The 24164-nt window shown below is 67.2% G+C and carries 24 protein-coding genes and 1 tRNA gene; 7 read left to right on the plus strand and 18 right to left on the minus strand.

Annotated elements, in window-relative coordinates; translation table 11 throughout:
- The first annotated feature begins 1 nt into the window (after nt 1).
- From rph to hemW, 3 genes are all read left to right on the plus strand, one after another.
- A complete protein-coding gene (gene rph, locus F9Z44_RS05655) occupies nt 2-739 on the plus strand; it encodes a ribonuclease PH (protein ID WP_159604310.1) in 738 nt (245 codons plus the stop codon).
- Nucleotides 736-1341 carry an RdgB/HAM1 family non-canonical purine NTP pyrophosphatase gene (gene rdgB / locus F9Z44_RS05660; RefSeq protein WP_159604312.1) on the plus strand — a complete coding sequence of 202 codons (606 nt, stop codon included), beginning with the start codon at nt 736-738 and terminating at the stop codon, nt 1339-1341. Before rph ends, rdgB begins: the two co-directional genes overlap by 4 nt.
- 89 nt (nt 1342-1430) lie before the next feature.
- Nucleotides 1431-2612, plus strand: a complete 1182-nt coding sequence (gene hemW, locus F9Z44_RS05665; RefSeq protein WP_236574328.1) for a radical SAM family heme chaperone HemW — start codon at nt 1431-1433, stop codon at nt 2610-2612.
- Between the two features lie 12 nt (nt 2613-2624).
- Here hemW and F9Z44_RS05670 read toward each other — a convergent pair whose 3' ends face one another.
- Together F9Z44_RS05670 and F9Z44_RS05675 are read right to left on the minus strand one after the other, a co-directional pair.
- On the minus strand, nt 2625-4016 hold the full coding sequence (locus F9Z44_RS05670; RefSeq protein ID WP_201450013.1) for a heavy metal sensor histidine kinase: 1392 nt from the start codon (nt 4014-4016) through the stop codon (nt 2625-2627).
- The gene (locus F9Z44_RS05675) at nt 4013-4693 is read right to left on the minus strand and encodes a heavy metal response regulator transcription factor (protein ID WP_159604316.1); all 681 of its coding nucleotides are present in this window, start codon (nt 4691-4693) and stop codon (nt 4013-4015) included. The genes F9Z44_RS05670 and F9Z44_RS05675 overlap by 4 nt, the downstream gene beginning before the upstream one ends.
- 206 nt (nt 4694-4899) lie before the next feature.
- Between F9Z44_RS05675 and F9Z44_RS05680 the strand changes: the two genes are divergently transcribed.
- Nucleotides 4900-5355 (plus strand): DUF4148 domain-containing protein, encoded by a 456-nt coding sequence (locus tag F9Z44_RS05680; RefSeq protein WP_159604318.1) that lies wholly within the window; start codon nt 4900-4902, stop codon nt 5353-5355.
- 133 nt (nt 5356-5488) lie between these two features.
- Here F9Z44_RS05680 and F9Z44_RS05685 read toward each other — a convergent pair whose 3' ends face one another.
- The 6 genes from F9Z44_RS05685 to F9Z44_RS05710 all read right to left on the minus strand — a co-directional run bounded on the left by F9Z44_RS05685 (nt 5489) and on the right by F9Z44_RS05710 (nt 12281).
- Nucleotides 5489-5827 (minus strand): hypothetical protein, encoded by a 339-nt coding sequence (locus F9Z44_RS05685; protein ID WP_159604319.1) that lies wholly within the window; start codon nt 5825-5827, stop codon nt 5489-5491.
- Between the two features lie 151 nt (nt 5828-5978).
- The gene (locus tag F9Z44_RS05690; protein WP_159604321.1) at nt 5979-7412 is read right to left on the minus strand and encodes an FAD-binding oxidoreductase; all 1434 of its coding nucleotides are present in this window, start codon (nt 7410-7412) and stop codon (nt 5979-5981) included.
- Nucleotides 7413-7422: 10 nt separating this feature from the next.
- The gene (gene hpaI / locus F9Z44_RS05695) at nt 7423-8220 is read right to left on the minus strand and encodes a 4-hydroxy-2-oxoheptanedioate aldolase (protein ID WP_159604323.1); all 798 of its coding nucleotides are present in this window, start codon (nt 8218-8220) and stop codon (nt 7423-7425) included.
- Nucleotides 8217-9701: an NAD-dependent succinate-semialdehyde dehydrogenase gene (locus F9Z44_RS05700; protein ID WP_159604325.1), complete on the minus strand. Its 1485-nt coding sequence runs from the start codon at nt 9699-9701 to the stop codon at nt 8217-8219. The genes hpaI and F9Z44_RS05700 overlap by 4 nt, the downstream gene beginning before the upstream one ends.
- A 41-nt stretch (nt 9702-9742) precedes the next feature.
- Nucleotides 9743-11266, minus strand: a complete 1524-nt coding sequence (locus F9Z44_RS05705; RefSeq protein WP_159604327.1) for a UxaA family hydrolase — start codon at nt 11264-11266, stop codon at nt 9743-9745.
- Between the two features lie 4 nt (nt 11267-11270).
- Nucleotides 11271-12281 carry a tripartite tricarboxylate transporter substrate binding protein gene (locus F9Z44_RS05710; RefSeq protein WP_159604329.1) on the minus strand — a complete coding sequence of 337 codons (1011 nt, stop codon included), beginning with the start codon at nt 12279-12281 and terminating at the stop codon, nt 11271-11273.
- Nucleotides 12282-12381: 100 nt separating this feature from the next.
- Here F9Z44_RS05710 and F9Z44_RS05715 point away from each other — a divergent pair, with 100 nt between their 5' ends.
- The gene (locus F9Z44_RS05715) at nt 12382-13314 is read left to right on the plus strand and encodes a LysR substrate-binding domain-containing protein (protein ID WP_159604331.1); all 933 of its coding nucleotides are present in this window, start codon (nt 12382-12384) and stop codon (nt 13312-13314) included.
- 49 nt (nt 13315-13363) lie between these two features.
- Here the strand turns inward: F9Z44_RS05715 and F9Z44_RS05720 are convergent.
- The 8 genes from F9Z44_RS05720 to F9Z44_RS05755 all read right to left on the minus strand — a co-directional run bounded on the left by F9Z44_RS05720 (nt 13364) and on the right by F9Z44_RS05755 (nt 18001).
- A tRNA-Ser gene (locus F9Z44_RS05720) sits at nt 13364-13451 on the minus strand.
- A gap of 24 nt (nt 13452-13475) precedes the next feature.
- On the minus strand, nt 13476-14159 hold the full coding sequence (gene ureG / locus F9Z44_RS05725; RefSeq protein ID WP_159604333.1) for an urease accessory protein UreG: 684 nt from the start codon (nt 14157-14159) through the stop codon (nt 13476-13478).
- On the minus strand, nt 14156-14875 hold the full coding sequence (locus F9Z44_RS05730) for an urease accessory protein UreF (protein ID WP_159604335.1): 720 nt from the start codon (nt 14873-14875) through the stop codon (nt 14156-14158). The genes ureG and F9Z44_RS05730 overlap by 4 nt, the downstream gene beginning before the upstream one ends.
- Nucleotides 14862-15434 carry an urease accessory protein UreE gene (ureE, locus tag F9Z44_RS05735; protein WP_159604337.1) on the minus strand — a complete coding sequence of 191 codons (573 nt, stop codon included), beginning with the start codon at nt 15432-15434 and terminating at the stop codon, nt 14862-14864. Before ureE ends, F9Z44_RS05730 begins: the two co-directional genes overlap by 14 nt.
- A gap of 11 nt (nt 15435-15445) precedes the next feature.
- On the minus strand, nt 15446-17191 hold the full coding sequence (gene ureC, locus F9Z44_RS05740; protein WP_159604339.1) for an urease subunit alpha: 1746 nt from the start codon (nt 17189-17191) through the stop codon (nt 15446-15448).
- The gene (locus tag F9Z44_RS05745; protein ID WP_159604341.1) at nt 17191-17496 is read right to left on the minus strand and encodes an urease subunit beta; all 306 of its coding nucleotides are present in this window, start codon (nt 17494-17496) and stop codon (nt 17191-17193) included. The genes ureC and F9Z44_RS05745 overlap by 1 nt, the downstream gene beginning before the upstream one ends.
- 11 nt (nt 17497-17507) lie before the next feature.
- A complete protein-coding gene (locus F9Z44_RS05750; RefSeq protein ID WP_159604343.1) occupies nt 17508-17678 on the minus strand; it encodes a hypothetical protein in 171 nt (56 codons plus the stop codon).
- A gap of 20 nt (nt 17679-17698) precedes the next feature.
- Nucleotides 17699-18001, minus strand: coding sequence for an urease subunit gamma (locus F9Z44_RS05755; protein WP_159604346.1), 303 nt, complete (start codon nt 17999-18001; stop codon nt 17699-17701).
- 105 nt (nt 18002-18106) lie between these two features.
- Here F9Z44_RS05755 and F9Z44_RS05760 point away from each other — a divergent pair, with 105 nt between their 5' ends.
- Complete coding sequence (locus F9Z44_RS05760) at nt 18107-21682, plus strand: hybrid sensor histidine kinase/response regulator (protein ID WP_442907251.1); 3576 nt, start codon at nt 18107-18109, stop codon at nt 21680-21682.
- On the plus strand, nt 21675-22670 hold the full coding sequence (locus tag F9Z44_RS05765; protein ID WP_159604348.1) for a response regulator transcription factor: 996 nt from the start codon (nt 21675-21677) through the stop codon (nt 22668-22670). Before F9Z44_RS05760 ends, F9Z44_RS05765 begins: the two co-directional genes overlap by 8 nt.
- Before the next feature lie 25 nt (nt 22671-22695).
- Here F9Z44_RS05765 and F9Z44_RS05770 read toward each other — a convergent pair whose 3' ends face one another.
- Both F9Z44_RS05770 and F9Z44_RS05775 read right to left on the minus strand, forming a co-directional pair.
- Nucleotides 22696-23664 carry a tripartite tricarboxylate transporter substrate binding protein gene (locus F9Z44_RS05770; RefSeq protein ID WP_236574270.1) on the minus strand — a complete coding sequence of 323 codons (969 nt, stop codon included), beginning with the start codon at nt 23662-23664 and terminating at the stop codon, nt 22696-22698.
- Nucleotides 23665-23756: 92 nt separating this feature from the next.
- Nucleotides 23757-24155, minus strand: coding sequence for a hypothetical protein (locus F9Z44_RS05775; RefSeq protein ID WP_159604352.1), 399 nt, complete (start codon nt 24153-24155; stop codon nt 23757-23759).
- Nucleotides 24156-24164 lie beyond the last annotated feature (9 nt).

Raw genomic sequence — 24164 nt, forward strand, 5'->3', positions numbered from 1 at the left:
CATGAGCGACGTTTCCCGACCCGGCCAACGGGCCGTTGATGCCTTGCGCCCTGTGCGCATCACCCGCAGCTACACCATGCACGCCGAAGGTTCGGTGCTGATCGAGTTTGGCCACACCAAGGTGCTGTGCACCGCTTCGGTCGAAGAGAAGGTGCCGCCGCACAAGCGCGGCAGTGGTGAAGGCTGGGTGACAGCCGAGTACGGCATGTTGCCGCGCGCCACCCATACACGCAGCGACCGCGAGGCGGCCAAGGGCAAGCAGAGCGGGCGCACACAGGAGATCCAGCGCCTGATCGGCCGCTCGCTGCGCGCTGTGTTCGACCTCAAGGCGCTGGGCGAGCGCACCATCTCGCTCGATTGCGACGTGATCCAGGCCGATGGTGGCACCCGCACGGCGAGCATCACCGGTGCTTTCGTGGCCGCGCACGATGCGGTCTCCAGGTTGATCACCGAGGGCAAGATCGCAGCGTCGCCCATCAAGGACCACGTGGCCGCGATCTCGGTCGGCATTCTGGATGGCGTGCCGCTGCTCGATCTGGAGTACGTGGAAGACTCGGCTTGCGACACCGACATGAATGTGGTGATGACCGGCGCCGGGCACTTCGTGGAAGTGCAGGGCACGGCTGAGGGCGTGGCCTTCACACGCCGCGAGATGGACGCGCTGCTGGCACTGGCTGAAAAAGGCATCGACGAACTGGTGGCACTGCAACGCAGCTGCCTGGGTCTTAACAAGGCATGAAACTGGTCCTGGCGTCGAACAACAAGGGCAAGCTGGCCGAGCTGCAAGCGCTCTTTGCGCCGCTGGGCATCGAGTTGGTGCGCCAGGCCGACCTGAACATTCCCGAGGCGCCCGAGCCGCACCGCACTTTTGTGGAAAACGCACTCGCCAAGGCGCGCCACGCGGCACGGCTCAGCGGTCTGCCAGCGCTGGCTGACGATGCCGGGCTGTGTGTCGAGGTGTTCGGTGGGCTGCCCGGGGTCGACACGGCGTACTACGCCACGCAGTTTGGGTACGCGAAAGGCGACGACAACAACGTTCGTGCGTTGCTCGAACAGATGCAGGGCATTCAGGACCGCCGCGCCGCGCTGGTCAGCACGCTGGTGGCCCTGCGCAGCGCCGACGACCCCGAGCCTCTGGTGGCCACGGGCCGAGCGCCCGGTCTCATCACGCAGGAGCCCATTGGCGAGAACGGTTTTGGCTTCGACCCGGTGATGTACCTGCCGGCCTTCGGCAAGACCTTTGCCGAGCTGCCCACCGAGGTGAAGAACGCCAACAGCCATCGCGGACGTGCGGCCCAGCAGATGCTGGAGCTGATGCGCGAGCGCTGGTTCGCACCATGAGTGCAGACAAGCCGGTGTCCTGGCCCGGCGGCCTGCCTGGCCGCAAGGCGGTCAAGCCCGAGGTGCCGTGGAACGATGTGCGTCACTGGATGCGCCCTGGCACGCTGCAGCTGCAAAGCCTGCCTCCGCTGTCTCTCTACATCCACCTGCCTTGGTGCCTGAAGAAGTGTCCGTATTGCGATTTCAATTCGCACGAGTGGACCGCCACATCCCAGCCCGACCAGCCTCTGCCCGAATCGCGTTACCTGGATGCCTTGCGCGCCGATCTGGAGGCATCGTTGCCGCTGATCTGGGGCCGCACGGTGCACAGCGTGTTCATTGGTGGCGGCACGCCCAGCCTGTTTTCACCGGCGTCCATCGACCGGTTGCTGTGCGATGTGCGCGCCCTGTTGAGACTCGACGCCGATGCCGAGATCACGCTCGAAGCCAACCCGGGCACATTCGAGAAAGACCGTTTCCGCGCGTTTCGCGCTGCGGGTGTGACGCGCTTGTCCGTTGGCGTGCAGAGCTTCAACGACGCACACCTCAAGGCGCTGGGCCGCGTGCACGATCGAGACCAAGCCATGGCTGCGGTGGAAGAAGCCGCGCAGGCCTTTGATACCTTCAACCTCGACCTCATGTATGCGTTGCCCGGGCAGACGCTGGCCGATTGTGAGACGGACGTGCGCACCGCGCTGGGCTTTTCTCCGCCACACATCTCCATCTACCACCTCACGCTGGAGCCCAACACCTACTTCGCCAAGTACCCGCCGGCCTTGCCGCCCGAAGACGAGGCCTGGGACATGCTCGACCGCATCACGGAGATCACCGGCGCGGCAGGGCTGGAGCGTTACGAGGTGTCGGCCTATGCGCGCGCGGGGCACCGTTGCTGGCACAACACCAACTACTGGCAGTTCGGTGACTACCTGGGCATTGGAGCGGGCGCTCACAGCAAGCTGAGTTTTGCCCACCGCGTGGCGCGCCCGGTGCGCGTGCGCGAGCCGCGCCTGTACATGGAGCGGGCGATGGCGGGCAACGCCGTGGTCAGTGCCGATGAAGTCTCGCGCACCGAGTTGCCGTTTGAATTCATGCTCAACGCCATGCGGTTGAAGGAAGGTTTTTCCCTGCAGCAGTTCATGGAGCGCACTGGCTTGCCACTTTCCAGCATCGAACCCTGCCTGGCGCAGGCGGTGCAAAAAGGCTTGATTGCGCGCGATGCGGCTCGGGTGTGGCCCACCGATCGCGGCTTCGATTTCCTCAGCGACCTGCAGGCCCTGTTTCTGGCGGATTGATGCCTCGCGGCCTCAGGCTGCCGCGCTGGCGGCGTGCAGGCTGAAGCCCACGCGGGTGGTGCCCCCGCTGGACTCGGCGGCGGGAAAACCGTCGTGCATGCGCGCGATGGCCGCCACGATGGACAGGCCCAATCCGTGGTGCGGTTTCTCCATTTCGCAGCGCGAGATGTCGGCGCGGAAGAAGCGGTCAAACAGACGCGGCAGGTGTTCGGGCTCGATCGACGGCCCTGCGTTTTCCACCCACAGCCGCACGCTGTCACCCGACTCACGGGCGATGCGCACGCACAGCGTCGAGCCTGGGTTGGCGTAGCGGATCGCGTTGCCCAGCAGGTTGGACAGGGCGCGCTTGACCAGCGGCTCATCCACCGACAACGCGGTGTCGCCGTCAATGGTCACGGTCAGACCACGCTCCTCCATCGGCGCTTCGTGGAACTCCACCACCTGCTGCACCAGCCCGGCCAGGCTCACCGCCGCGCCGCGCCGCGCCTTCACGCCGCGGTCGGCCTGCGCGAGGAACAGCATGTCGTTGACGATGGCCGCCATGCGGTGCAGCTCTTCCAGGTTGGAGTGCAGCGTGTCTTCGAGCTCGCCAACGCTGCGTTCGCGGCTGAGCGCCACCTCGGTTTGACCGATCAGGTTGGCCAGGGGCGTGCGCAGTTCGTGGGCCACGTCGGCGTTGAAGCCTTCGAGTTGCACGTAGGTGCGCTCCACGCGCTGCATCAGGCCATTGAACTGGTCGATCAGCGGCTGCAGTTCTTCTGCCGTCTCGTCCAGCGAGAGCCGCTGCCCCAGGCGCCGCGCGTCGATGGCCTTGGTCTGGGCGGCAAGGTCGAGCAGGGGGCGCAGGCTGCAGCGCACGCGCCAGAAGGTGCCCCAGCCCACCAGGGCTGCACCGGCGAGCACGGCGCCCACCAGCAGCAGGGCCATGCGCCTGGCGGTCTTGGCGTCCTGCGAGCAGTCCAGCACCAGCCGGCCCTGCAGCGCGCTGCCGTCCTTGGTGGGCACGGTGAAGCCCTTGCCACGGGCGCTGGGCTGGGTCACGTCGAAGGTGGGCTCGGCGTCACGGTAGAGCTCGCTGCCGTCGGCACGCTGCATCCGCACGAACGTGCCCGGGCGCCGCTCGGCCAGCCAGGCGAGCTTGGCCCTGACCTCGGCTTCGCCCCCTTTGAATTCGGCCTCGCGCACGACATCGACCAGCACGCTCGAGTAGCTGCGCAGCTCCTCCTCGTGCTTGGCCACAAAAAGCATGGAGGTCGCGCCGTAGATGAAGGCCAGCAGCACACCCAGACCGATGACGGTCTGGATCGCCAGCAGCAGCGAGAGCCGCCGGCCGATGGAATAGGTGCAGGGCGCTGCCGTTGGTGCGTCGCCCACCCGTGGGGTGTCCAGCGTTGTGGTGTTCACGCGCGCTCCTCCAGCACATAGCCCATGCCGCGCACGTTGTGCAGCAACTTGGGTTTGAAAGGGTCGTCCATCTTGGAGCGCAGACGACGCACGGCCACTTCCACCACGTTGGTGTCGGAATCGAAGTTCATGTCCCACACCTGCTCGGCAATCGTGGTGCGCGACAGGATCTGGCCCTTGCGCCGCGCCAGCAGCGCGAGCAACGAGAACTCCTTGGCGGTGAGCTCCAGCCGCTGCCCTGCGCGCCAGGCCTTGCGGCTGAGCAGGTCCATCTCCAGGTCGCTCACCGCCATTCGGGTGTTGGCTGACTCCGACGCCGCCGGGCCGCGGCGCAGCAGCGCGCCCACGCGGGCCAGCAGTTCTGAGAAGGCAAACGGCTTGACGAGGTAGTCATCAGCACCGGCCTGCAGGCCCTGCACGCGGTCTTCCACGCGATCGCGCGCGGTGAGCATCAGCACCGGCGTACCGCGCTTCTCACGCAAGGCCGCCAGCACGCCAAATCCGTCGATGCCCGGCAACATGATGTCGAGCACCACCAGCTGGTAGTCGCCTTCGAGCGCGAGGTAGCGGCCTTCGATGCCATCGCGCGCCACGTCCACCGTATAGCCGGCCTCGGACAGGCCGCGCTTGACGTAGTCAGCGATCTTGGCTTCGTCTTCAATGACCAGCACGCGCATGGCAGGAATCCAACCGGGGTTGCAAGGCAGGGGCGTGACACCCCTGGGGAGTACACCCGATTGTCGTGGAAACGGGCTTTTTGCTGCATTACGAATTTGTCATTCTGGCGTTCGGGAAACGACAACCTCGGTTTTTAAAGTTCTCTCTGTGCCGAACACAAAGCGGCACACCAGTCTCCTCCCCAACGCTCTCACAAGGAATCATCATGAATCGCTCGACCAGCATCCTCCTTCCCCTGATCCTCGTTGCCACCGCCGGTACCGCCATGGCCCAGAACGCCCCGCTGACCCGCGCCGAGGTGCAAGCCCAGGCCATCGCCGCCCGCGATGCAGGCCAGTTGCCCGACGGCACCATCGTGAAATTTGAAGTGCCTGCCGGCTCCACCGTCACCCGCGCACAGGTGCTGGCCGAACTCGCCGAAGCCCGTCGCCTGGGCCAGCTGGGTGACCCGGACATCGTGACGTTCAAGGTGCCCACCGGCCCCGGCAAGACTCGCGCACAGGTGCTGGCCGAGCTCAACGAAGCCCAGCGCCTGGGTCTGGTGGACTTCGCCGACAACAAGTACCCCGTGGTGGCCACGCCCGAGCAAGCCGAACAGATTCGCCAGGCCGGTCTGCGTGCTGTCGGCGGCGTGAAAGTGGGTCAACTGAATCAGCAGTGATGCGGGCGACCTGTGTGGCGGGGCGCGCAACTGTCAGAGGGATGGCCGCGCCCCGCCCGGGTTTGAAACAGGTCTTCGGTCATCGTTGACTTCAGTCACCTCATGCGCAACAGCATCGAGGTTCGCTTGACGCTCATTGCACCGTGGACACCGTGGTGTGCCAGAGGCGCCGCTCCGGCAAGAGGTCTTCGTTGCACAGCGCGGAAGACGTGATCGTCGCGTCGCAGGCCTTCACCAGCGTGTCCCAGTGCTGGTGCATGCGCTGAAGCACGGTCCGAAAGCTCGGCGTGAGCCCTGGGTGTTGGCCCAGGAAAAACAGGTTGGATCGGATCTTCCTGCCCATGAGATCGCGCTGCGTGGCGCAGGCGCTCTGGGCGTGTCCCGTCATCAGGGCCAGCGTGCCGGCCAGCATGGCCTCGGTGCAGGGCAATACATGTTCTTCGTCGGCGGTCGGTTCGGTGGGGTCGTTCACAGCGGTCTCCAGGCAGGTTTCTGACAACGCAACAAGGTGCGAGCGGTGCTGGCTGCCGGTCCGGATTCGACGGTGACGAAGGACTTCAGGTGGCTTGCGATGCCATCTTAAATGAGAATTGATCTTATTTGAAGTGGGGCGATGCCCGCACTCAATGCGGCGCGGGCAGCACTTTCGCGGGGTTGAGCAGGTTCTTCGGGTCCAGCGCCTTCTTCACCTGCCACATCAGCTCAAGCTCGACCGGCGATTTGTACAGCGTCAGGTCGTCGCGCTTGGCCACCCCGATGCCGTGCTCCGCCGAGATCGAACCACCCGCCGCGTGGGCCAGTGCATCCACCGCGTGCGAGACCTGTGTGTAGCAGGCGGCCATGTAGTCGGCCGCGCTGGTGTCGGCCGGGCGCAAAGGGTTGAAGTGCACATTGCCGTCGCCCATGTGGCCATAGACCACCATGCGTGTGCGCGGCTCCAGCGCGAGCACGGCGGCGGTGGCTTCCTCGATGAAGCCGGCGATGCGCGAGAGCGGCACGGACACGTCGCACTTGATGCTGCCGCCGGTGCGCGTCTGCGCGTCCGAGATCTCTTCGCGGATGCGCCAGAACGCCAGCGCGTCGGTGCCGCTGGCGGCGACCGCAGCGTCGAGCACCAGACCCGCCTCCAGGCCGGCTTCGAGCAGCTGCACCATGGTCTGGTCCAGGCTGTCGGCGTCGGTGCCGGCGGTGAGTTCGATCAGCACCATCCAGTCGTGTGACCCGGCCAGTGGCGACTTCTCGCCACCGAGGTAGGCCAGCACCAGGTCCAGCGCGGGCCGTGACACGAGCTCGAACGCGGTGACGGCCTGGCCTGCCGTGCGCTTGGCTTCGCCGAGCAGGGCCACGGCGGCGGCGGGTGAGGCCACGGCCACGAAGGCCACCGACGAGGAGCGGGGCAGTGGCATCAGCTTGAGCACGGCGGCCGTGATGATGCCCAGCGTTCCTTCGGAGCCCACGAAGAGTTGCTTGAGGTCGTAGCCGGTGTTGTCCTTGCGCAGCGCGCGCAGGCCCGAGTACACGCGACCGTCGGGCAGCACCGCTTCCACGCCGAGCACCAGGTCGCGCATGTTGCCGTAGCGCAGCACGGCGGTGCCACCCGCGTTGGTGGAGAGGTTGCCACCGATCTGGCAGGAGCCTTCGGAGCCGATGCGCAGCGGAAACAGCCGACCCGCCGCTTCGGCGGCGCTGCGCGCGGCACTCAGGGTGACGCCGGCCTGCACGGTGAGCGTGTCGTTCACCGCATCGACCTCGACCACCTGGTTCATGCGCTTGAGGCTCACCACCACCGCCGTGCCGCTGTCGTCGGGCACCGAGCCGCCCATCAGCGAGGTGTTGCCACCCTGCGGCACCACCGGCACGCCGTGGGTGTAACACCAAGCCATCACGCGGCTGAGTTCGTCGGTGCTGGCGGGCAGCACCACAGCGACCGCCTTGCCGAGGTAGAGGCGTCGGTAGTCGGTGGTGAAGGCGTCGGTGTCGGCGCCGCTCAGGCAGGCTCGTTCGCCCACGATGGCGGTGAGCGCGACGACGATGGTGGGCGATGCTGGGGTGGTCATGCGAAGGCGATCAGTAGGCGGCCGAGCGCTCGGCCGGGGCCGCGGTGCCGCGCCCGAAGTCGGTGGCGAGCTTGCGCGCTGCGTTGGCGAACAGCAGCACGTCCACACCGGTGGCAACGAAGGTGCAGCCCAGCGCCAGGTAGCGCCGCGCCAGGGCCGGGTCCGAGGTGAGCGTGCCGGCGGCCTTGCCGCTGGCCACGATGGTTTTCATGGCCTGCTCGATCGCGGCCTGCACCTCGGGGTGACCGGGCTTGCCGCGGTGGCCCATCGAGGCCGCTAGGTCGGCCGGGCCGATGAAGACACCGTCCACACCGTCCACCGCACAGATGGCGGCCAGGTTCTGCAAGGCCTTGACGGTCTCGGCCTGCACCAGCAGGCAGACCTCGCTGTCGGCAACGTCGAGGTAGTCGGTGCGCGCGCTCCAGCGCGACACCCGCCCCACCGCGCTGCCCACGCCGCGAATGCCCAGCGGCGGGTAGCGCGTGGCCTGCACCAGGGCGGCGGCTTGCTCGGGCGTGTCCACCATGGGCACCAGCAGGGTCTGCGCGCCGATGTCGAGCAACTGCTTGACCAGGTGCACTTCACCCGACACCACGCGCACCACCGGGTGCGTCGGGTAGGGCGCCACGGTCTGCAGGGCGCCCAGCGTGGTGCGCAGGTCGTTCGGTGCGTGCTCGCCGTCGATCAGCAGCCAGTCGAAACCGGCGGTGGCGCTGACTTCCGCGAGGTAGGGGTCGGCCATCGAGAGCCACAGGCCGACCTGTGGACGCTGTGCCGCCAGCGCGGCCTTGAAGGGGTTGCCGCTCATCGCAGGCCCCCTTGGCAGAGGTACTTGACGTGCATGTAGTCGTCCAGGCCATCGCGCGAGCCTTCGCGGCCGTAGCCCGACTCCTTCACGCCGCCAAACGGCGCGGCCTCGGCCGCCAGCGCACCTTCGTTGATGCCGACGATGCCGGTCTCCAGCTGGTCGGCCACGCGCCAGATGCGCTTGGCATCCTGTGTGTAGAAGTAGGCCGCCAGGCCAAACGGTGTGTCGTTGGCCAGGCCGACCACTTCGTCTTCGGTGGAGAAGCGGAACACGGGCACCACCGGGCCGAAGGTTTCCTCTTGCGCCAGCACCATCGCCATGTTGGCGCCCGCCAGCACGGTGGGTGCGTAGTAGTGGCCAGCGCTGCCGGCATCCGACGCGCTGAGGCGGCGTCCGCCGGTGACCACTCGCGCGCCGTGCGCCACAGCATCCACCACGTGGCGCTCGATCTTGTCGACCGCCCGCTGGTTGATCATGGGGCCGATCTGCGAACGCTCGTCGCTCGCGGGGCCCACATGCAGGGCGCCAACGCGGGTCGCGAGTTTCTCGACGAAGCGGTCGTGCACCGTGTCGTGCACGAACACGCGGTTGGGGCAGACGCAGGTCTGCCCGCCGTTGCGGAACTTGGAGACCATCAGGCCTTCGACCGCAGCGTCCAGGTCGGCGTCCTCGAACACGATGAAGGGCGCGTTGCCGCCGAGTTCGAGCGAGAGTTTCTTGAGCGTGCCGGCGGATTCACGCGCCAGGTGCTTGCCCACCGGTGTGGAGCCGGTGAAGGTGATCTTGCGCACCCGTGGGTCCGCCAGCCAGGCGTCGACCACCTCGGGCGTGTGCTCGCGCGAGGCGCACACCAGGTTGATCGTGCCGGCGGGAAAGCCCGCGCGGTGGGCGAGTTCCACCAGGGCGGCGGCGGTCAGCGGCGTGTCTTCCGCGGGCTTGGCCACCACCGTGCAACCGGCGGCCAGGGCCGGCGCGATCTTGCGCGCGATCATGGCCAGCGGAAAGTTCCACGGCGTGATGGCGGCCACCACACCCACGGGCTCCTTCACCGCCATCATTTTTCGACCGCGCACCGGCTCGGGAATGATGTCGCCGTGCGTGCGCGTGGCTTCCTCGGCGAACCATTCCACGTACGACGCGCCGTAGAGCACCTCGCCGCGCGCCTCGGCCAGGGGCTTGCCCTGTTCGGCCGAGATGATGCGCGCCAGGTCTTCGCGGTGTTCCAGGATCAGGGCGTGCCAGCGCTTGAGCAACTGCGCGCGTTCGCGCCCGCTCTGGTCGCGCCAGGCCGGAAAAGCCGCGTGTGCCGCGTCGGCCGCGGCCTGCGCATCAACCGCGGTGCTGTCGGCCACCTGCGCGATGGTGGCCAGCGTGGCGGGGTCCACCACGTCGAGCAAGGCGCCCGCCTGAGCAGGCAACCAGCGGCCTGCGATGAAGTTGTGCGTGCGCAGCAGTTCGCCGCGAACAAGTTCGCCCAGCATGAAGACTCCAGTGTGTTTGAGAGAGAAGGGAGTGAGCGGCTTCAGCTCACGATGCCCAGGTGCCAGGGCACGAATTCATGGTCGCCCAGGCCCAGGGCTTCGCTCTTGGTCGGCTCGCCCGAGGCGTGCCGCAAGATCGCTTCAAAGATGCGCTGGCCCATTTGCGGCACGTCCACCTCGCCGTCGAGGATGGCGCCGCAGTTCACGTCCATGTCTTCTTCCAGCTTGCGGTACATCACCGAGTTGCTGGCCAGCTTGATGGTGGGCGCCGGCTTGGAACCGAACATCGAACCCCGGCCGGTGGTGAAGCAGATCAGGTTGGCGCCGCTGGCGATCTGGCCGGTGCAGGCCACCGGGTCGTAGCCCGGTGAATCCATGAACACGAAGCCCGCCTGGTCGATTGGCTCGGCGTACTCGTACACCGCCTGCAGCGGCGTGGTGCCGCCTTTCATGGCCGAGCCGAGCGATTTCTCGAAGATGTTCGCCAGGCCACCGGCCTGGTTGCCCGGGCCGACCACGCCGTTGAACTGGCCGTTGTGGCCGCGCGTGTAGTGCTCCCACCAGGTCAGGCGGTCCAGCAGTTTCTGGCCGACCTCGGGGCTCACCGCACGGCGCGTGAGCATGTATTCCACGCCGTGGATCTCGGGCGTTTCCGACAGGATGGCCGTGCCGCCGTGGCGCACCAGGATGTCCATGGCCGCGCCCAGCGCGGGGTTGGCGGTGATGCCCGAGAAGCCGTCGGAGCCGCCGCATTCCAGGCCGATCTTGATGTGGCTCGCCGGCACGCTCTGGCGCTGGTAGCTGTTGGCCAGCGGCAGCATGTCTTCGATGGCCTTGATGCCCGCTTCGATGGTCACGCGGGTGCCGCCCACCTCCTGCATCACCATGGTGCGCATCAGGCGGCCGCTTTCCAGGCCTTGCGATTCCACCAGGCCCGCGACCTGGTTGCGCTCGCAACCCAGGCCGACGATCAGCACACCGGCCATGTTGGGGTGGCGCGCATAACCGGCGATGGTCCGGCGCAGCACGTCGAAGTGTTCGCTGGGCGACGACATGCCGCAGCCGCTGGTCTGGGCAAAGGCCGCCACGCCGTCGACGTTGGGGTAGGCCGCCAGGCGCTCGGGCGTGAAGTGCGCGGCGATGTTCTTGATCACCGTGGCCGAGCAGTTGACCGAGGACAGGATGCCGATGAAGTTGCGTGTGCCCACGCGGCCGTCTTCGCGCACAAAGCCCATGAAGGTCGCGCGCTCGGCCTCGGGCACGTAGTCCACCGGCTTCACGTCCAGGCCGAAGCCGGGGTCGCGGTCGAACTCCAACATGGCCAGGTTGTGCGTGTGCACGTATTCACCCGCCTCGATGTCGCGCTCGGCCACACCGATGACGGTGTCGTACTTGCGCACGCGCTCCCCCTGCGCAATGCGGCTGGCCGCGATCTTGTGGCCGGCCGGCACCTGCGCGCGCACCCGGACGCCGAACTCGGGCAGGTCCTGGCCCAGGGCCAGCGGCGACCGGGCGACGAGCACGTTGTCGTTGGCGTGCAGGCGGATCAGGGGGCTGAGCGTCATGGGATCAACCCTTCTTGAGCAGTTCTTTGAGCTTGAGGCGCTCGATCAGTTGTGTTTCGCGGTCGTACATCACCTGCACGTACTTCTTGTAGTCGGGGCCGTCCAGGTACATGAGCGGCGCGTCGATCTTCTCGGCCACGGTCTTGAACTCGGTGCTGTTGACGGCGAAGCGGAAGGCGTCGCGCAGTTTCTTCTCGATCGCCGGGTCCAGACCCTTGGGGGCGCCGATGCCGTTGGGCGCGTCGACCACGACCTTGTACCCGAGATCCTTGAGTGTGGGCGTGTCTTTGAAGCGTGGCGTGCGCTGCTCGCCCCAGGTGGCCAGCAGGCGCAGCTTGCCGGCCTCGACGTGTGGTGCCCACGAGCTTGAGTCGGCCAGCAGGTCGACCTGACCACCGAGCGTGTCGGACAGTGCCTGCGCGCCGCCCTTGTAGGCAATGGCGTTGAGCGAGATGCCCGCAGCCAGCGCGAACTCTTCCATGCCCACGTGGGTGGCGCCGCCGATGCCGGCGTGGCCGTAGGTCACGATCCCGGGGTTGGCCTTGGCGAAGGCGACCATGTCCTTGAGCGTGGCGAATTTCGAGTTGGCCTGCACCGCGATCCCGAAGGTCTGGCCGGAGGTGCGGGCGAGGTAGGTGAAGTCGGTGCGCGGGTCGGCCTGCAGGGTGCCGAGCTGGGAGAAGCGGGTCACCGAGATCGGGATCTGGCCGATGGTGTAGCCGTCGGGCCGGGCGCTGGCAATGGCCTTCGCGCCGATCATGCCGGCCGCACCCGCCTTGTTTTCCACGGCGATGGGTTGCTTGAGCACACCGGCGGCCACCAGGCAGATCGCGCGCATCGACTGATCGGCGGTGCCGCCAGCGGGCCAGGGGCAGATGAAGCTGATGGGGCGCTCGGGGTAGTTGGCCGATTCCGAGGCCAGGGCCAGTGATGGCACGAGGATGCCGGCAGCGGTGGCGCTGCCACCCACCAGCAGCTGGCGGCGGGAGATCGGGGTGTGGGGTTGGAGTTTCATTGTCGTCCTCTGTGGTGGAGCCGAGATTGTTCGACATACGGCCATAACAATCCAATCGTTAAACGGAATCGCTTCATGAGTGGTTGGTTATGATGAAACCATGGCTTCCATCGACCGTGTCCTGCGTTCCAACATCAAGTTGCGCCACCTGCAGTTGCTGGTGGCGCTCGATCAGTTTCGCCACCTCGGGCGCACCGCCGAGTTCATGGCCGTGAGCCAGCCGGCCGTGTCCAAGATGCTCACCGAGGTGGAGAGCATGCTGGGCTCCACCCTGTTCGAACGCTCGACGCGCGGCACAGAGCCCACCTCCGCCGGCCGTTCGCTGGTGCGCTTCGCCAGGTCCGTGCTGGCCGACTTCGAGCGCACGCGCGGCGAGATCGCGGCGGTGGAAAGCGGCGCTGCAGGCCGCACGCGCGTGGGCTCCATGGTGGTGACGCTGCCGGTGTTGCTGGCCCAGGCGGTGGCGCAGTTCAAGCAGCTCGCGCCCGGGGCCACGGTGTTGGTGGAAGAGGGCGATCTGACCCAGTTGCTGCCCAAGCTGCGGCTCGGTGAGATCGATCTGTTCGTGGGCCGGCTGGAGCCGGGTTACGCGGCGCCGGACCTGGTGACCGAGAAACTCTTCAACGAGCCGATGGTCGCGGTGGTGGGCTCGGGGCATCCCCTCTCGCGCAAGAAGCAAACCACCTGGGCCGACCTCGCCGCCATGCCCTGTGTGCTGCCGCCGCCCTGGGCTTCGCTGCGGGTGAAGCTGGAGCAGCAGTTCTTCAAGCACAAGCTGCAACCCCCGGCAGACATCATCGAAACGGCCTCGTTTCTGGCCATCAGCACCTTCGTGCAGCAGCGCGGGGCGGCGGCCTTTGTGGCGCGGTCGGTGGGCGAGCATTTCGAGCGCGAAGGCCTGTTCAAGGTGCTCAAGCTGCCGGTGCCTGTGGACCTGCCGCCGGTGGGCCTGATCACGGTGCGCGGGCGCCCGCCGACCCGCATCACCGAACAGCTGATGGAATGCCTGCGCCGCGTGGCCGCCGAGCGTTGACGCCTGGCCAGAAAAAAGGGCCTTGATTTCTCAAGGCCCTTGAATTCGTTGGCGGAGACTGTGAGATTCGAACTCACGGACCCTTGCGAGTCGGCAGTTTTCAAGACTGCTGGTTTAAACCGCTCACCCAAGTCTCCGGATGCGTCGGCAATGCAGCGATTTTAGCCTGCGATGGCGGTGGCCTCGGGCTGCGCCTGGGGCAGCATGCCGCGCGTCTCGATGAAGCGCACCACCTCGTCCACGCCGGCCAGCGTCTTGAGGTTGGTCATCACCCAGGGCCGGCGCGCGCTGTCGGGGCGCATGCGGGCGGTGTCGGCCTTCATCACTTCCAGGTCGGCGCCCACGTGCGGGGCCAGGTCGGTCTTGTTGATGACGAAGAGGTCGCTCTTGGTGATGCCGGGGCCGCCCTTGCGCGGGATTTTCTCGCCTGCGGCCACGTCGATCACGTAGATGGTGAGGTCGCTGAGTTCGGGGCTGAAGGTGGCGGCGAGGTTGTCACCGCCGCTCTCGATGAACACCACGTCGGCGTCGGGGAACTCACCGAGCATGCGGTCGATGGCCTCCAGGTTGATGGAAGCGTCTTCCCGAATGGCGGTGTGCGGGCAGCCGCCCGTTTCCACGCCCATGATGCGTTCGGCCGGCAGCGCGCCGCTCACAGTGAGGATGCGCTGGTCTTCCTTGGTGTAGATGTCGTTGGTGATGGCGATGAGGTCGTAGCGCTCGCGCATGGCCTTGCACAGCATCTCCAGCAGCGTGGTCTTGCCAGAGCCCACCGGGCCGCCGATGCCCACGCGCAGGGGGGGCAGGTGCTTGGTGCGGCGGGGAATGTGGTGCAGGGGGGTCATGAGCGGAACAGGCGTGAGTACTGGGTTTCGTGGCGGGCGGAGTGGATGGCCAGCAGCGGCGTGAAGGCCTGGCGGTCATTGTCGTGCAGGGTGATGGCGTGGTCCACCGCGGCCGGTATCTGCAGCGCCAGGCGGGCCAGCATGCGCTGGCCGGCGCTCTGGCCCAGCGGCACCGACTTGATGGACGCCTGCACCATGTTCTCGCACCAGCCGAAGGCGTAGCCGACCAGGCTGTCGTGCACGCTGGCGGCGGTGCTGGCCGCGGCACAGGCGCACGCCACGGGGTAGGTGGGCGGGTCCAGGCGGGCGCTGTGCAGTTGTTCGAACACGCCCGTGCCCAGTTCGCCGAGCTGGCGCGCCCACTCCAGCAGCGAGCGCCCCATCTGCTCGCTCTGCAGGCGGAACTCCAGCGTCTCGCGGGTCTGCAGCACCCAGTGGTTGAGCGTGGTGATGCGCACCAGGTCGTTCGCGCGCCAGGCGGGGATGGCTTGCGCCACCACGGCCAGATCGCTTCGGGCCAGGCCCAGGTGCAACTGGTCGGTAAGCCACGCGGCCGCACTCGCCTCGTCGTGCACCAGGCCGGCCTCGACGCCGGCCTCCAGTCCTTCGGAGTACGAGAAGCCGCCCACCGGCAGGGCGGGTGAGGCGAGCCAGAGGATCTGCAGCAGGCTGGCGGCCGATCGGGGCGGCGCGTCGACCCTGTCAGCCGTGGTCATGACCGTGGTGAGGATGGTCGTGTCCGTGGTGGCCGTGAGCCTCGTGGGCAGCGTGCGCGTGAACGTCACCGGCGCCATGACTGGCATGGCCACCATGACCGCCATAGGCGCCCGCCTCGGGTTCGAAGGGCTCGCGCACCTCCACCACCGTGAGGTGCATGGCACGCAGCATGTCGGCCAACACGTGGTCGGGCTCGATCTTCAGGTGGTCGGGGCGCAGCTCGATGGGCACGTGCCGGTTGCCCAGGTGGTAGGCCGCGCGCATGAGGTCGAAGGCCTGCTCGTGCGCCGGGTGGTCGGGGCAGGCGGTGATGCGCAGCACCGGCTGGTGGGCCGCCACCACGCGCAAAAGCGAGCCGTCTTGCGTGATCAGCACGTCGCCCCCGCGCACCACGGTGCCACGCGGCAGGAACACGCCCACGTGGCGCTCGTCGGAGGCCACGGTGTCGAAGCGGCTCTTCTGACGAATGTCCCAGTCCAGTTCCAGGTGCGCGGAGCGCTGCACCATGCTGCGCGCCAGGCCCTGGCCCTGGGGGATGAGTTTGGAGGCTTGCAACATGGGATCGTGGTTCAGAACAAAAAGTAGCGCTGTGCCAGGGGCAGGCGTGTGGCCGGCTCGCAGGTGAGCAGCACGCCGTCGGCACGCACCGCGTAGGTCTGCGGGTCGATCTCCATCTTGGGCAACAGGCTGTTGTGCACCATGCTGGCCTTGGTCACGCCGCGGCAGTCGCGCACCGCGTCCAGCGTCTTGCGCAGGCCGTAGCGCTGGCCCACGCCGGCGGCCAGGGCCGCTTGCGAAACGAAGGTCAGGCTGCTGTGCGCCATGGCGCTGCCGAGGCTGGCGAACATGGGCCGGTAGTGCACGGGTTGGGGCGTGGGAATGGAGGCGTTGGGGTCGCCCATGGCGGCCAGCGCGATGCTGCCGCCCTTCAGGATGAGCGCGGGCTTCACACCGAAGAAAGCGGGTTTCCACACCACCAGGTCGGCCCATTTGCCGACTTCGAGCGAACCCACGATGTGCGAGATGCCGTGGGCAATGGCCGGGTTGATCGTGTACTTGGCGATGTAGCGCTTGACGCGGAAGTTGTCGTTGCGTGTGAGGGCTTCGACAGGCTCAGCCCGAACGGAGGGATTGGCGAGCCAGCCACGCTGGCTCTTCATCTTGTCGGCCGCTTGCCAGGTGCGGATGATGACCTCCCCCACGCGGCCCATCGCCTGGCTGTCGCTGCTCATCATGCTGATGGCACCCATGTCGTGCAGGATGTCCTCGGCCGCGATGGTCTCGCGGCGGATGCGGCTCTCGGCAAAGGCCAGGTCTTCGGGAATGCCGGCGTCCAGGTGGTGGCACACCATGAGCATGTCCACATGCTCGTCGAGCGTGTTCACCGTGTAGGGCATGGTCGGGTTGGTGGAGCTGGGCAGGAAGTTGGCCTCGCCCACCACGCGCAGGATGTCGGGCGCGTGGCCACCGCCCGCGCCTTCGGTGTGGAAGGCGCAGAGGCTTCTGCCTTTGGTGGCGGCGATGGTGTCTTCCACGAAACCCGACTCGTTGAGCGTGTCGGAGTGGATCGCGACCTGGGTGTCTGTTTCGTCGGCGACATCAAGGCAGTTGCTGATGGCGCTGGGCGTGGTGCCCCAGTCTTCGTGCAGCTTGAGGCCCATCACGCCGGCGTTGATCTGCTCGTGCAGCGGGGCGGGCAGGCTGGCGTTGCCCTTGCCCAGAAAGCCCAGGTTCATGGGCAGGCCGTCGGCGGCCTGCAGCATGCGTTCGATGTGCCAGGGGCCGGGCGTGCAGGTGGTGGCAAAGGTGCCGGTGGCCGGACCGGTGCCGCCGCCGAGCATGGTGGTGATGCCGGAGGTCAGCGCCTCGTCCACCTGCTGCGGGCAGATGAAGTGAATGTGGCTGTCGATGCCGCCGGCGGTGACGATGTTGCCTTCGCAGCTGATGACCTCGGTGCCCGGGCCGATGACGATGTCCACACCGGGCTGCGTGTCCGGGTTGCCGGCCTTGCCAATGGCGACGATGCGCCCGTCTTTTAGGCCGATGTCAGCCTTGACGATGCCCCAGTGGTCGATGATCACCGCGTTGGTCATCACCGTATCCACGGCGCCTTCGGCGCGGGTTCTTTGCGACTGCGCCATGCCGTCGCGGATGGTCTTGCCGCCGCCGAACTTGACCTCTTCGCCGTAGCCGCCGGCGGCCAGGGTGAAGTCTTTCTCGATCTCGATCATCAGGCCGGTGTCTGCCAGGCGCAGTCGGTCTCCCACGGTGGGGCCGAACATGTTGGCGTAGGCGCTTCTTGAAATCGTGCTCATCAGAGCTTCCCTTGTGTCAAACCACGGAAGCCGTGGACGATGCGGTCGCCCGCGTAGTCCACCAACTCCACCGTGCGCTGCTGGCCGGGCTCGAAGCGAACGGCGGTGCCGCTGGCTATGTTCAGCCGCATGCCGCGCGCCGCGCTGCGGTCGAAGTCGAGCGCGCCATTGACCTCGGCAAAGTGGTAGTGCGAGCCGACCTGGATCGGGCGGTCGGCGCCGTTCTTCACCACCAGGGTGAGCGTGCGCCGGCCGGGGTTGAGGGTGTGCACGCCCTCGTCGGTGACAAGTTCGCCGGGAGTCATGGGCACGTCCCTCAGTGTTTGCCGCTGGACCACCACAGCGCCACGGCAATGGCCACCACCACACCGACAAATCCCAGCGTGTCGGTGGAATGCCAGTGGGAGCCGGGCAGGCCGTGGCCTTCGTGGGCGAGGGCGGGCGCGCAGAAGGCAGCGGCGCTGAAGAGGGCGGTGGCAAGGCGCATGGGTGCTTTCGGTGAATGAATCAGGGAATGGGTTGGTGCACGGTCACGAGCTTGGTGCCGTCGGGGAACGTGGCTTCCACCTGGATGTCCGGGATCATCTCGGCGATGCCCTCCATCACGTCGGCGCGGGTCAGCACGTTGCGCCCGTCGCTCATGAGCTGGGCCACGGTCTTGCCGTCGCGCGCGCCCTCCATCACGGCCGCGCTGATCAGCGCCACGGCCTCGGGGTAGTTGAGCTTCAAGCCGCGCGCCTGGCGCCGCTCGGCCAGCAGGGCAGCGGTGAAGATCAGCAGCTTGTCTTTCTCTCGGGGCGTGAGTTCCATGGTGGTGCGTGCGTTCTCGGTGGTGCTTGAGTGACTTGGTCAGCAATTCCCGTGCCCCGAGCCGGCTCCATCGGCAGCGTGGCACGAAAGCTGCAGAAACGCAGTGTGACAACCATACCCATCGTCCCCATCAGAACCGCTACCGCGCCCACCGCAGGGCAGGAGCCCGGGCTGGACGCGCCCCAGCGCATCACCCGCGTGCGCCGCGACTACAACAGCTGGGTCGGCAGCGAGACGATGGAAGACTACGCGCTGCGCTACACGCCGCAGCGCTTTCGCAAATGGAGCGAATGGCGCGTGGCCAACACCGCGTTTGGTGCGGCGTCTTTCCTGATCCTGGAGGCCGTGGGCGCCACGCTGCTGGTGCAATACGGCTTTGTGAACGCCGCGCTGGCCATCCTGTGCACCGGCTTGATCATCTTTTTTGCGGGCCTGCCCATCAGCGTGTACGCCGCGCGCTACGGGGTCGACATGGACTTGCTCACGCGCGGCGCGGGCTTTGGCTACATCGGCTCCACCATCACCTCGCTGATCTACGCCACCTTCACTTTCATTTTCTTCGCGCTCGAAGCGGCGGTCATGGCCTACGCGCTGGAGCTTGCGCTCGACATCCCGCCCGCCTGGGGTTACCTCATCTGCGCGGTGGTGGTCATTCCGCTGGTGACGCACGGGGTCTCGGTGATCAGCCGCTTTCAGGTGTGGACCCAGCCGCTGTGGCTGGTGATGATGGTGGTGCCTTTTGGGGCGGTGGCGGTCATGGCGCCCGAAACGTTCACCAACGTGGTGCGGTATGGCGGTGAATCCGGTGCGGGCGCGTTGTTTGACTGGCACCTGTTTGGTGCGGCGCTCACCGTGGGCATCGCGCTCATCACCCAGATGGGGGAGCAGGCCGACTACCTGCGCTTCATGCCCGCCAAGGAGCCCGGCAAGGGGCTGCGCTGGTGGGCGGGGGTGCTGGCCGGTGGGCCGGGCTGGGTGCTGCTGGGCGTGGTGAAGATGCTGGGCGGCGCGCTGCTGGCGTTTCTTGCCATCAGCCACATGGTGCCGCCGGACCGCGCTGTGGACCCCAACCAGATGTACCTCGCGGCCTACGAATACGTGTTCTCCGATTACGGCTGGGCGGTGGCGGCCACGGCGTTCTTCGTGGTGATCTCGCAGCTCAAGATCAATGTGACCAACGCCTACGCCGGCTCGCTGGCCTGGAGCAACTTCTTCTCGCGCATCACGCACAGCCATCCTGGGCGTGTGGTGTGGGTGGTGTTCAACACCTTCATCGCTTTCATGCTGATGGAGATGAACGTGTTCCAGGCGCTGGGGCAGGTGCTCGGCGTGTACAGCAACATCGCCATCGCCTGGATCATGGCCGTGGTGGCCGATCTGGTCATCAACAAGCCGCTGGGCTGGAGCCCCAAGGGCATCGAGTTCAAGCGGGCGTACCTGTACGACATCAACCCGGTGGGCGTGGGAGCCATGGGCCTGGCTTCGGTGTTGTCCATCGGGGCCCACATGGGGCTGATGGGCGAGGGCGCGCAGGCGTTTTCGGCGGTGATTGCGATGGTCACGGCTCTGGTGACGGCGCCGCTGATTGCCTGGGCCACGCAGGGGCGTTACTACATCGCAAGGAGTGGTGGCGTACAAGGAGGCCCCGTCGCAGAAACACCGCGGAACTGGCTTGGCCAGGCCGCTGGTGTTGCCCCCCTCAAGGGGGGTGACGCCGCAGGCGGCGCGGGGGGTGTTCAAAAGTGTGTGATTTGTGAGCGTGAATATGAGGGGCCAGACATGGCCCACTGCCCGGCCTACCAAGGCGCCATCTGTTCGCTCTGCTGCACGCTCGACGCGCGCTGTGGCGACCTCTGCAAACCCCACGCCAAACTCTCCGAGCAGTGGATGGGTGCGCTGCGCCGCGTGTTGCCGCGCTCCATCTGGCCCTACCTGGAAGCCGGTCTCGCCCACTACCTGCTGCTCATGCTGGTGATGGCGCCGGTGTTGGCAGCGGTGCTCGGCCTGCTCTACCGCCAGGAGGTGCAGGCCCTGGCGCTGCGCATGGGGCTGTCGGCCAACGCCGGCTTGCTTGACGCTGCGTTGCGCTCGGGCTTTGTGCGGGTGTACGCCGTGCTGCTGCTGATCACTGCCACCGTGGCCTGGTGGCTGGTGCTGGCGCACAAGAGCCGCGAGGTGGCGCAGGAAGAGTCGAACCGGCAGACGCGCCTGCTGATGCAGGAGATCGAGTCGCACCGCCTCACCGACGAAGCCCTGCAGCAGGCGCGCCTGGCCGCCGAGCACGCCAACCAGGCCAAGACGCGCTACATCAGCACCATCAGCCACGAGCTGCGCACGCCGCTCAACAGCATCCTGGGCTACGCGCAGCTCTTGCAGGAAGACACCGGCATGGCACCGCACCGCGCGCAGGCCATCCGCGTGATCAACCGGGGCGGTGAACACCTGCTCTCGCTGATCGAAGGCACGCTGGACATCGCGCGCATCGAGTCCGGCAAGCTCGCGCTGGACGTGCGGCCCATGGCCTTTGCCGGCGCCATGCAGGAGGTGGCGGGCATGTTCGAGCTGCAGGCCAGCGCCAAAGGCCTGCAGTTCGTGTTCGAGACCGGCAGCCGCCTGCCCGACACGGTGCGCGCCGACGAGAAACGCCTGCGCCAGATCCTCATCAACCTGCTGGGCAACGCGGTGAAGTTCACGCGCGCCGGGCAGGTGCGCCTGCGCGTCACGCACGCGCGCGAGATGGCGCAGTTCGAGGTGCACGACACCGGCCCCGGCATGCGCGCGCAAGACCTGGAGCGGGTGTTCGAGCCGTTCGCGCGCGGGCAGAACGAAGCCGCCGCGCCCGGGCCGTCCACCGGCACCGGCCTGGGCCTCACCATTGCCAAGATGCTCACCGACCTCATGGGCGGCGAGATGACGGTGCGCAGCGCACCCGGCGAGGGATCGGTGTTCACCGTGCGCCTGTTTCTGCCGGAGGTGCACGGCGCGGTGCTGCCGCGTCCGCTGGCCCTGCCCGGGCACATTGGTTACGAAGGCGCACGCCGGCGCGTGCTGGTGGTCGACAACGAGGAAGCCGACCGCGAACTGATCCAGCGCTGGCTGGCACCGCTGGGGTTCGATGTGATGCTGGCCACCAGCGGGCTGGACGCGCTGGCCTTGCTGGAAGGTCTGCACCCAGGCGACGCCAGTGCGCCCGACGCCGTGTTCATGGACCTGGCCATGCCCGGCATCGACGGCTGGGAAACCATGCGCCGGCTGCGCGCCAGTGGCTGGAGCGCAGTGCCGCTGGCCATCGTGTCGGCCAACGCGTTCGACAAGGGACTCGACAACGATCTGGGCCATCGACCCCAAGACTTCTTTGTGAAGCCGGTGCGCCGCGACGACCTGCTCGGCTGGCTGGGCCAGCGGCTGCAACTGGTGTGGATCGAGGTGGCTGCGTCGGAAGCCGCAGCACCAGCGCCGGCACCGAGCCAAGGCCCGGGGCTGGACATCACCCGCGGCCGCGAGTTCGAACCCCTGCTCGAACTCGTGCGCCTGGGTTACTACAAGGGCATCGTGCAGTGGCTCGACGAGTGGGTGCAGGACCACCCCGAGCAGGCGGGCTTTGCACAGCAGCTGCGCACACTGGCGCGCGAGTTCCGCTTTGACGCGATCGAGCAGCAACTGCTGCAGCGCCATGTCTGAGTTCACGCTGCAACAGACCGACCAGCTCATCGTGCTGATCGTGGACGACGTGCCCGACAACGTGGCGCTGCTGCACGACGCGCTGGACGATGCGGGCTACACGGTGCTGGTGGCGCTGGACGGCGAGAGCGCCATCCGCCGCGCCACCCAGGCCCTGCCCGACGTGGTGCTGCTCGACGCCGTGATGCCGGGTATCGACGGCTTCGAGGTGGCGCGCCGCCTCAAGGCACAGCCGGCCACCGCGCACATTCCCATCATCTTCATGACCGGCCTGACCGAGACCGAACACCTGGTGGCCGCGCTCGACGCGGGCGGCGCCGACTACGTGACCAAGCCCATCAAGCCGCGCGAGGTCATGGCGCGCATGGGCGTGCACCTGCGCACCGCGCGCCATGTGCGCCAGGGTGCGGTGGAGCGCAGCCAGGCGCGCAACGCACTGGACGCGTTTGGCTACGCCACCATCACCGTGCGCGAGAGCGACGGCCGCCTGATGTGGCAGACGCCGCTGGCGCGCGACCTGCTGCGCAACTACTGCGGCACCGAATCACCCACCACGCCACCGGCCGTGCTGCAGTGGCTGCGCCGCCATCTGGGTGAAGCGAGCGAACAGCGCGAGCCACCACGCCTCACGCTGGAGAACGGCCCGCGCCGCCTCACCTTCCGGCTGCACCAGCGCGTGGGCGACGAGGATGGTGACGGAGATGCCGGTGGCGACTGGCTCATCGTGATGCAGGAAACCTCGGACGCCAGCGTGCTCTCCAGCGTGGCCGGCGCGTTTGGCCTCACCGCACGCGAGGCCGAGGTCTTGTACTGGGTGGTCAAGGGCAAGATCAACCGCGACATCGGCGACATCCTGGGCGCCAGCCCGGCCACGGTGAAGAAACACCTGGAGCGCATCTACGCCAAGCTCGGCGTGGAGACCCGCACGGCGGCGGCCGCCATGGCCATCAACCGCGTGCCGCTGCTGCAGCCGCAGCACGGCGGCTGAGCCCGGGCACAGCCGGGCTCGCTGCTCACTCCGTGATGTTGTTGGCCTTGATGAAGGCCGACCAGGTGGTCATCTGCTTTTCCACGAAGGGCTTGAACACCTCGGGGCCACCGCCCACCACGTCGATGCCCTGTTCGTCGAGTTTTTTGGCCACGTCCGGGCTTTTGAGCGCGGCGGCCACGGCGGCGTGAATGCGGCTGATGATGGCTGGCGGCATCTTGGCCGGGCCGATCACACCCCACCAGGCGGGGGCGTCGAAGCCAGGGAAGCCACTCTCGGCAATGGTCGGCACGTTGGGCATGTCCTTGGACCGTTTGCTCGTGCTCACCGCCAGCGGCGTCACGTTGCCCGAATCAGCGTGGGGCTTGATCAAGAACAGCGAACCCACGGCCAGCGGCACGTGGCCACCGATGGCGTCGTTCATCAGCGGGCCGCCGCCCTTGTAGGGCACGTGGGTCCAGTCGAAGCCGGCGTTCTTGGCCATTTGTGCGATGGCCAGGTGCCCCAGGCTGCCGGTGCCGATGGTGCCGTAGCTGTTGCTCTTTTTGGCTTTGGCCTCGGTCACGAGCTGGGCAAAACTCTTGATGGGCGAGCCTTTGGATGCGGCCAGCACCATGGGCGCGGTGCCGATCAGGGTGATGTGCTCCAGGTCTTTCAGGGTGTCGAAGGCAATGCCGGGCTTGAGCGCCGGGTTCACCGCGTGGGTGTCGAACACCACGCCGATGGTGTAGCCGTCGGGCGCGGCCTTGGCCACGGCCGCCGTGCCGATCACGCCCGAGGCACCACCGATGTTCTCCACGATCACCGACTGGTTGAGCTGCACGCGCAGGGCCTCGCCCAGAATGCGCGCAACCTGGTCGACCGAGCCACCCGGTGGGAAGACGGCGATCACGCGGATGGGTTTGGCCGAGGGCCATTCCTGGGCCAGGGCCACCGAGGCCGAAGTGAGCATCACCGTGGACGCCAAGGCGCCCACCACCAGTTTTTTCAGCATGTTTTTTGTCTCCATCGGGTTGTTGTGCACCCGATGGTAAGCATGCGCACGAGGGTCTTGTCAGATCGCTAACCCTAGTGGACTTTGGGTGCTCAGGATCTCACCAACAGTCCGGCACGCAGCTCGCGGATGCGCTGGTCAATGTAGTAGCCGCCGTACTCGGTGTAGCGCAGGAATGGAAAGCCGCAGGCCTTGCAGGCCCACACTTCGCACCGGTTGTAAGGATGGTGGGCCAATGAAATCGGCGCATCGGCCGACCATGCATCCACGCCGGTGGGGCGGTGCTCTTCCAGCGTGGGCTCGTCGTCGCCCGGCAGCCACAGCGCACCGAGCGGCCGCAGCGCCGCGCCGTCTTGCGAGGCGGGGAACGATTCCCAGCCCGGGCTGGCGTAAGGCCGGCAAGTGGGGCAAGGAGCGGGGGCGGTGTGTTCCTGGGCGATCGCGGTCACCGCTTCGGGGGTCAGGCGTGGGAGATCGGTAGGGGTGGGCATGCGCTGGAT

Origin of the sequence: Hydrogenophaga sp. PBL-H3, from assembly GCF_010104355.1 — a bacterium.
In the GTDB taxonomy this organism is placed as follows: Bacteria; Pseudomonadota; Gammaproteobacteria; order Burkholderiales; family Burkholderiaceae_C; genus Hydrogenophaga.

Excerpts from the sequence above, each read along its gene's own strand:
- rph (WP_159604310.1), top strand. The coding sequence starts at position 2 with ATGAGCGACGTTTCCCGACCCGGCCAACGGGCCGTTGATGCCTTGCGC.
- rdgB (WP_159604312.1), top strand. The coding sequence starts at position 736 with ATGAAACTGGTCCTGGCGTCGAACAACAAGGGCAAGCTGGCCGAGCTG.
- hemW (WP_236574328.1), top strand. The coding sequence starts at position 1,431 with ATGCGCCCTGGCACGCTGCAGCTGCAAAGCCTGCCTCCGCTGTCTCTC.
- F9Z44_RS05675 (WP_159604316.1), bottom strand. The coding sequence starts at position 4,693 with ATGCGCGTGCTGGTCATTGAAGACGAAGCCAAGATCGCTGACTACGTC.
- F9Z44_RS05680 (WP_159604318.1), top strand. The coding sequence starts at position 4,900 with ATGAATCGCTCGACCAGCATCCTCCTTCCCCTGATCCTCGTTGCCACC.
- F9Z44_RS05690 (WP_159604321.1), bottom strand. The coding sequence starts at position 7,412 with ATGACCACCCCAGCATCGCCCACCATCGTCGTCGCGCTCACCGCCATC.
- hpaI (WP_159604323.1), bottom strand. The coding sequence starts at position 8,220 with ATGAGCGGCAACCCCTTCAAGGCCGCGCTGGCGGCACAGCGTCCACAG.
- F9Z44_RS05700 (WP_159604325.1), bottom strand. The coding sequence starts at position 9,701 with ATGCTGGGCGAACTTGTTCGCGGCGAACTGCTGCGCACGCACAACTTC.
- F9Z44_RS05705 (WP_159604327.1), bottom strand. The coding sequence starts at position 11,266 with ATGACGCTCAGCCCCCTGATCCGCCTGCACGCCAACGACAACGTGCTC.
- F9Z44_RS05710 (WP_159604329.1), bottom strand. The coding sequence starts at position 12,281 with ATGAAACTCCAACCCCACACCCCGATCTCCCGCCGCCAGCTGCTGGTG.
- F9Z44_RS05715 (WP_159604331.1), top strand. The coding sequence starts at position 12,382 with ATGGCTTCCATCGACCGTGTCCTGCGTTCCAACATCAAGTTGCGCCAC.
- ureG (WP_159604333.1), bottom strand. The coding sequence starts at position 14,159 with ATGACCCCCCTGCACCACATTCCCCGCCGCACCAAGCACCTGCCCCCC.
- F9Z44_RS05730 (WP_159604335.1), bottom strand. The coding sequence starts at position 14,875 with ATGACCACGGCTGACAGGGTCGACGCGCCGCCCCGATCGGCCGCCAGC.
- ureE (WP_159604337.1), bottom strand. The coding sequence starts at position 15,434 with ATGTTGCAAGCCTCCAAACTCATCCCCCAGGGCCAGGGCCTGGCGCGC.
- ureC (WP_159604339.1), bottom strand. The coding sequence starts at position 17,191 with ATGAGCACGATTTCAAGAAGCGCCTACGCCAACATGTTCGGCCCCACC.
- F9Z44_RS05745 (WP_159604341.1), bottom strand. The coding sequence starts at position 17,496 with ATGACTCCCGGCGAACTTGTCACCGACGAGGGCGTGCACACCCTCAAC.
- F9Z44_RS05750 (WP_159604343.1), bottom strand. The coding sequence starts at position 17,678 with ATGCGCCTTGCCACCGCCCTCTTCAGCGCCGCTGCCTTCTGCGCGCCC.
- F9Z44_RS05755 (WP_159604346.1), bottom strand. The coding sequence starts at position 18,001 with ATGGAACTCACGCCCCGAGAGAAAGACAAGCTGCTGATCTTCACCGCT.
- F9Z44_RS05765 (WP_159604348.1), top strand. The coding sequence starts at position 21,675 with ATGTCTGAGTTCACGCTGCAACAGACCGACCAGCTCATCGTGCTGATC.
- F9Z44_RS05770 (WP_236574270.1), bottom strand. The coding sequence starts at position 23,664 with ATGCTGAAAAAACTGGTGGTGGGCGCCTTGGCGTCCACGGTGATGCTC.
- F9Z44_RS05775 (WP_159604352.1), bottom strand. The coding sequence starts at position 24,155 with ATGCCCACCCCTACCGATCTCCCACGCCTGACCCCCGAAGCGGTGACC.